General features: G+C 62.8%; 4 protein-coding genes. 1 reads left to right on the forward strand and 3 read right to left on the reverse strand.

Annotated features, from left to right (window positions below; all coding sequences use genetic code 11):
• Positions 1-6: 6 nt before the first annotated feature.
• The 3 genes from NW858_RS04825 to NW858_RS04835 all read right to left on the reverse strand — a co-directional run bounded on the left by NW858_RS04825 (position 7) and on the right by NW858_RS04835 (position 5,991).
• Complete coding sequence (locus tag NW858_RS04825; RefSeq protein WP_414520027.1) at positions 7-2,889, reverse strand: GAF domain-containing protein; 2,883 nt, start codon at positions 2,887-2,889, stop codon at positions 7-9.
• A 179-nt stretch (positions 2,890-3,068) separates the two neighbouring features.
• The gene (locus NW858_RS04830) at positions 3,069-3,692 is read right to left on the reverse strand and encodes an NADPH-dependent FMN reductase (protein ID WP_414335151.1); all 624 of its coding nucleotides are present in this window, start codon (positions 3,690-3,692) and stop codon (positions 3,069-3,071) included.
• A gap of 136 nt (positions 3,693-3,828) precedes the next feature.
• Entirely contained in the window at positions 3,829-5,991 is a 2,163-nt protein-coding gene (locus tag NW858_RS04835) for a spermidine synthase (RefSeq protein WP_414520028.1), read from the reverse strand.
• A gap of 106 nt (positions 5,992-6,097) precedes the next feature.
• Between NW858_RS04835 and NW858_RS04840 the strand changes: the two genes are divergently transcribed.
• Positions 6,098-7,012: an alpha/beta fold hydrolase gene (locus tag NW858_RS04840; RefSeq protein WP_414520029.1), complete on the forward strand. Its 915-nt coding sequence runs from the start codon at positions 6,098-6,100 to the stop codon at positions 7,010-7,012.
• Positions 7,013-7,112: the final 100 nt, after the last annotated feature.

The following is a 7,112-nucleotide window of genomic DNA, read 5'->3' on the forward strand; positions in this document are numbered from 1 at the left end:
TGTGCTCTACGCTGGGCTCAGCGGCAGGAGCAGTCGGGAAACGGAGCGCCCATCCCCAGACAGATAGAAGGAGAGCTGACCTCCCATCCGCTGCACCACCCGTTGGCATAAGCTGAGTTCCAGGCCGGGGCTGGCCGCCAAAGGCGACTTGAGCAAAGGATCCGCGTAGATCACCCGCTCCGGCTCCAACTGAAGTGCCGCTGCCAGGTGAGGGTCAAAGCTGCCCTGATCCACCACCAGCAGCTCTGCATAGCCCTCGCCAGCCTGGCTCCACAGATCCAGCCGCCCCCCTTCCGGGCTGCGCAAAGCGGCGGCCACCAGCAGCTCCCAGAGCACCATCTCCAGGCGTCCGGGATCCCCCTGGATGGCCAGACTCATGTCCCCATGGGCCCGCGGCCACAGCTTGCGTCTTTGGGTCAGGCCCTCCACCCGGCGCAGGCTTTTGCGCACCAAAGTAGCCAAAGATACCGACTGCAACTGTGGCTGGATCTGCCAGGTTTCCGCCTGCAACAACGGCTCTGTGGAGACCGTCAGCTCTCGCAGCCCCTTGCCGATCTCCACCACTTTTTGCCAGCGGGTGGCTTCGTCGCCGGGGATCTCCGGCACCTGACCCAAGCGGCGCAGGCCGTCCAGGAGGGCATTCTGTAGGTCTAGCAGGCGGCGGTGTTTGTACCAGTTCAACTCCCTGAGCACCTCCTGCTGCTCTTGCAAAGTTTGCATCCAAAGCAAGCGCCGCAGCGTCCAAGCGCAGGTCTGGGCGATCAACATCACAGCCGCCCGCTCGTCGGGATCCCAAACCTTACCTGCCTCTGCCCCCAGGATCAAAACCCCCAGAGGCTCCGGCAGAGAGGGATCTGTCTCGCCCAAGGGCACCAGCAGCCAGGATCCCAGGCCGGCAGAATTGAGCCAGGTGCGGCTGGCAGCCGGGATCTCTTCTTGGGCAAGCTGAAGGGGCTCCCCCGCCTGCAGCACATAAGCCAGCAGCGGATCCTGGCGGTCGATCTCGGTGGCTCCGCTGGGGCAGAACTCAGGGGCAGCAGCAAAGGGCGGCTGTAACTGGGCCCGGCTCTCCCCCGGCTGCCAACTGACTACGAGAGCCAACGGGATCCCCAGCAATTGGGCCGTCTGTTGAGCGGTGGTGGTGTAGAGAAAGGACTCTATACTGCTGTTGTCGCCAACGGGCGAGGTGTTCAGGTTTTGCAGGGCCAGACAGGTGGCGATCAGGCCCCTGAGCAGTTGTTCTTGCCGTTGTCGCTGTTGTTCCGATTGGAGGTGCCGCAGGAGCAACCCCACTTGTTGGGCGATCCCGCGCAGCAGTTGCCGTTCTTCCCGGCTCCAGGCCCGTAGCTGGGGGTGTAATACCAGGAGCAGCCCTTCCGGAAAGACAGCGTTGCTGACGGCGCCGCCGACCCGAGTATGGGTGAGCATGAGGGAGCGCACCCCCAGAGGGGCCAGTTCTTGCCGCCAAGAGAGCAGGCGCAGATCTTGGTCGTAGTTTTCTGCCACCACCACCTCGCTGCGCAGCAGATCCTGCCAGTCTTGCTCGCTCAAGGGGCTAAACTGCGGCGGCAAAGCCTGCTTGCCTTCGCTGCGGTGCTCGTAGAAGAGGCGGGGGATGGGCCTGTCGGGATCCACCGTCAACACGGCCACCACAGCGGCCTTCAGGCGCTGCCCCAGGCCAACCACCGCTTGCTGGAGAGCCTGTTGCAGCTCTGCTGGGTTGTAAAGCGAACGGCCCACCTGGTGGACAAACTCTTGGTCGTCGGCCAACTGGCGAATGCGGCGATCCAGATTTTCCAGGGGGGCGGCCAAGGCCAGCCCATTGGCGGCAGCGGCCACCAACTGTCGCTCCACCGCTTGCCAGGTGCGGGGCAGCTCCGATTGCACCCAGATAAACCCCAGCAGATCCCTCTCCAGCAAAATCGGGGCCGCCAAAACCGCCTGAGCCCGCAACTGCTGCATCAGCTTGGGGGGAACCTCAGAGCGGGTCGTCCCCGTGCCGCCCACCACCACCTGGCCATCGGTGAGGGTGTAGTACATGTCCCCCAATTCCCGCAGAGAAAGGCCGCCATCTTTTGGCGACGCTGCTCCCGCTTTGGCCTCTCTGGACATGGGGGCAGGAGTGGGTGGCTGGCTGGGCCTAGCGGCGCTTCCATGGGGAACAAACCGCCCCTGGCTGCGCTCGTGCCAGTACACCTGAATATGGACGGCGCCCAGGAACGTCTGCAGCTCCTGCCTCACCAGGCTGACCCGTTCCTGCAGGGATCCCGCCTGGCGCATCGCCGTTCCCAACCTCAGAAGTAGATCCTCAAGGCGCTTTTCGGTCTGCTGTTGCCAAGCGTTTTCTAGCTCTTGCAGCGAGGCCGCCAACTGCCCCAGCAAAATCCCCAGCAGGGCCTTTTCGTCCTCGCGGGTGGTAACTCCCCACATCTGGGATCCCAGCATCAGGATCCCCAGGCAGCGCCGCCGCCCCACCGCCGAGAAGGGATAGATGAAGCAGCCCTGGATCCCGCCCAGGCGCCTGGCCTCCCGCTGCCAAAGGCCCATGCGCGGCTCCTGGGAAAGATCGGGCACGCTGATGGGCCGCTGTTCGATCACCACCTGCTCCAGGATCTCCCCCGGCTGCAGGGGATACAGAGCTCGCAAGAGCGCTTGATCGTCTTCCCGCAGGGTCACCCCCCCTTGGCCCACCAACTGGTGATTGGCATAGTCGTAAAGAGCAAGCCAGATCAGCGGCGCCCCAAACACCGCCCTGACATACTCCAGCGTGAGCTGAATGAGGGCGTTGGCATCGCTCTGCTCCCGCATCTGTTGCAAGGTTACTTGCAGAGCTACCCAGGGAGACAGGGATCCAGCTCTATCGGAATAAGGGGGAACAGACTGAACCATACCCGTGTGGATTGATTCTGCAGGTTAGCCAATGCCCTATAAAACCTTCTCAACTCCTCCTCTTCTTTGCCAAAAAGTTGGCTAAAGAGCCATGCAAAGGACTTGCACTGGCTGGGAATAACTATAACCCCCCGCTGAGGGGCTGGGTAGCAACAGGGGCAGCCAGGGCCTGCAGGTATTCAGGAAGGCCTTACTACTGGGATCCCCCGCAACTTGTGGGTGTGGGTCACCAAGCTGTGGACAAAGTGTTGAAAGCGCTGTTGTAGCTTCTCGTCTTTGAGATTGCCCTGCTCGTCAAAAGCGCTCCAAGCCCGACCAATGGCGATTTGCTCCGGGATCGCCCAGCCATGCACCCAACGCACAATTAAGCGCATCTGGTTGAGGGTGTTGCTGTTGCTCTCACCGCCCAAAACGCTGATCAACCCGAAGACCTTGCCCTCCAGGTGCTCAAAACGCAACAGATCCAGGGCATTTTTCAGGCTGCCGCTGATGCCGCCGTGGTACTCCGGGCTGGCCAAGAGGATCCCATCCGCCTGCTTCATGGTCGCCTGCAAAAGCGCCACATCAGGATAGTCCGCGTAGGATTCCGAGCCATCCGCAAAGGGCAGCTTCATCTGCCGCAGATCGAGAATGTGCAAGGGGATCCCCAGCTTCTCAAACTCGCGCCGCGCCACCTCCAGCGCTTGATAAGTCAAGGAATTGGGCCGCAAGCTGCCGCCGATGGCCACGAAACGAGCCCCAGAGGCTTCAGCCATGACGGCTTGCGAATTGACAGTAAGGGCTTGCAAAGTTGAAGGAGACATGAGCTGAGCTCCTGAGCAGGCATTAGTTACGTTTCAAACAATCATAACTCATACCAACTCTGCGTTGTAAAGATTGTTTGAGCTGCGGGGCTGCCTAAGGCTGGTGCATTCGCCCAAGGGTCGAACAGTCCGATTCCTACTCGGAACTGGGGATCTGGGGCCAACGGATCACCTGCAGCAGGTTGGAAAAATCATCCCTCCAGACCGGATCTCCGGCTTGGGGCAGAAGGGGCTGCCAGCCCTGCAGAGCTCCAGGGTTGTTGGCCATCAGCACCCAGTGGGAGGGGGCCAGCCCTGCTTGTTGCTGGTCAGAGGACAGATCCCGGTGGGCCTGCTGCCAAGCCTGGAGCTGCAGGGATCCGGCCAGGCCGGCCAACACGGGGGCCAAGTTGAGGTGACGGTTGGTGATGTTGAAGAGCAGCCAACCCTGGGGCTTGAGCTTGCTTAGGTAGAGGGTCAGGGCCTCTAGGGTCAGCAAATGCACCGGCACGGCGTCGGAGCTGAAGGCATCCATCACCATCAAGTCATAGCTGCCCGCTGGGATCCTCTGGAGGCTGAGGCGGGCATCGCCGAGGATGACCTGTACCTGCGCCTGCTGGCTGGCCCAATCGAGATAGGAGAAGTAGCGGCCCGCCCAGTCGGCCACGGTGGGATCCAACTCGAAAAACGTCCACTCATCCCCCGGCTGGGCGTAGGCGGCCAACGTGCCGATCCCCAGCCCCAACACCGCAATGGCGGGCCGGAGAGCCGCAGCCTGAGCTCTAAACGCCGCAAACACCTGCCCAACCGGCCCAGACCGGGCGAAATAGGTCAGCGGCTGCAGGGCCTTTTGGGGATCCAGGTTTTGGCTGCCGTGTAGGGTGGTGCCGTGCAGAAGGCTGCGGAAGGATCCCTGCTCGGTCTGGTATTCCACGATTCGGTTGAGGCCAAAGGCGCTGCGCTGGCTGGCCACCACCTGCAGTCCCGGCATCAGCCAGGGTTGCCCCAGCAGCACAACCAACCCCGCCATCGTCCCCAGCCGCCGCAGCCATCCCCTCTTGCCCTCTCCTGTGAACACCAGCACCGCCCACCCCAAGGCTAAGCCCACGGCGGAGCCGCGGTGAAGCAGCGCCGGCAGGCGAAAGCGCAACAGCAGCAAGGGCAAGAGCAACCCCAGCCCCAGCCACAGGCCCACCCGCCCCCCCAGCACGGCCAGCGACACCCCCAAGAGCAGAGGATATTCCAGCACCGTCTCAAACACCTGCGGGGCCAAGAGGGCAGAGAACATCCCCCCCAAGCTCCCCCCCAAAGCCAACCACAGGTAAAACTGCGTCAACTGCTCCACCGGCGGGCGCCGGCAGGCCAACTGGCTGTGGCAGCCCCAGCTTACCAGCCCAAAGGTGACCAGATGCAGCAGCAGCAAAAAACCGGGCCTCACCCAGCCCAAGACCTGGGCCCCCACTGCCCCGCAGGCCAGAAGAGCCGTTGTTCCCAACATCCACTTCCTGGGGTGGATACCCCCAAAAGCCAGCATGAATGTCAGCAGATAAATCCCCAGGGGGATGGCCCACAACAGGGGCACCGCCGCCACGTCGGTGGTCAGCAAAGTGGTGACCGCCACCAACAGGCCTGCCGGCAAAAAAGCCAGCCCCGCCCAGCGCCAGCGCTCTCCCCAGGAGACTGCCAAGGATCCTGGGTCGGGATCCCCCACAGTGCTCTGGGCCGCTGACGCCAACAGCCCCACCCCGCTCAGCAGCACCAGGGCTGCCACCAGCGCGTAGGATCCCGTCCACAGGTGAGTTTGCCCAGCCAAAGACAGCCGGGGCTCCAGCAGCAGCGGGTAACCCAGCAGCCCGGCCAAACTGCCGGCATTGCTGGCCACATAGAGAAAATAGGGATCCCGCAGCCCCTGTTGCTCCGCGCCCTTTCTTGCCGCCAACCCCCGTTGCAGCAATGGCGCCGTCGCCGACAGGAGAAACAGCGGCACCCCAGCTCCCAAAGCCAGGTCTGCCAAGAGGGCGAGAGGGGGCCACGCTCCTTCCGGCTGCAGGCAGAGCCCAAATTGAAAGGGTAAAAGCCTCAGCCCCATCAGCAGCAAGATCCCCTGGATCAGCACGCCCATCCTGGGATGGAACCCACGCCCCAGCCGGTCTGCCCACAGGTAGCCCAACAGCAGGGTGACCTGGAAAAAAGCCAGGCAGGTGTTCCACACCAGGGGGGATCCTCCCCACAGCGGCAGCAGCAACTTGCCCACCAACAACTGTCCCCAAAAGAGGCAAAAAGCGCTGCCGAACAAGCCGAGGCCAACCAGCCAAATCAAAGCCGACCCACCGCAAAACCCTCAACTGCCAGTATTGCCCAGCCTCCCCCGGAAACTTACAAAGAGATTTAAGATCGCAACGTTGACGCGAAGCCAGAGGCTCCCCATGCTTCCTTTGCCCACCGCACCCCCCATTGCAGAGCACCGCTGGCTCTGGCGTGACCAGTCCATTCGCTATCAGCAGTCGGGATCTGCCGGCCCGGTGGTGTTGCTGATCCATGGCTTTGGGGCCAGCAGCGACCATTGGCGGAAAAATTTGCTGGAGCTGGGGCAGCACTGTCGGGTGTACGCGGTCGATCTGTTGGGCTTTGGGGGATCCGCCAAGCCTCTGCCCGGCTCGCCTCTGCCCTACACCTTCGAGACCTGGGGATCCCTGGTGGCAGATTTTGTGCGCGAGGTGATGGGCCAGCCGGCCTATCTGGTGGGCAACTCGATTGGCTGCATTGTGGCTTTGCAGGCGGCGGTTCTGGATCCGGGGCAGGTTTTGGGAGTGGCGATGTTGGATCCCTCGCTGCGGCTGCTGCACGAGCGGAAACGAGCGCAAATCTCCTGGCTGCGCCGCTGGACCACTCCCCTGCTCCAATCCCTGCTGGGGTGGCCCCCCTTTGGTCGTTTTTTCTTCGCCCAGATAGCTCAACCCAAGGCCATTCGCAACATCCTCCTCCAGGCCTACGGACGCAAAGAAGCCGTTACCGAGGAACTGATCCAGCTTTTGCTCAAGCCGGCTTTGGAGCCAGGAGCGGCAGAGGTCTTTTTGGCTTTTGTGCGCTATTCTCAGGGGCCTTTGGCAGAAGATCTCTTGCCTCAGCTCGCCTGCCCCGTCTTGATCCTGTGGGGGGAAGCGGATCCCTGGGAACCCATTGCCCTGGGGCGGGCCCTGGCGGGGTTCCCTTGCGTGGTGGGGTTCATCCCCTTGCCAGGAGTTGGCCATTGCCCCCAAGACGAAGCCCCCGAGCTGGTCAACCCGCTGCTTTTGGACTGGATCCGGGATCCCAGCCGGAAACCTGATCCCATAGTCTAACCCCTCACCCCCAGCCCCTCTCCCAGAGGTGCCCTCACCCCCAGCCCCTCTCCCAGAGGTGCCCTCACCCCCAGCCCCTCTCCCAGAGGTGCCCTCACCC

This window comes from Synechococcus sp. H55.10 (genome assembly GCF_047502715.1).
Classification (GTDB): Bacteria; Cyanobacteriota; Cyanobacteriia; order Thermostichales; family Thermostichaceae; genus Thermostichus.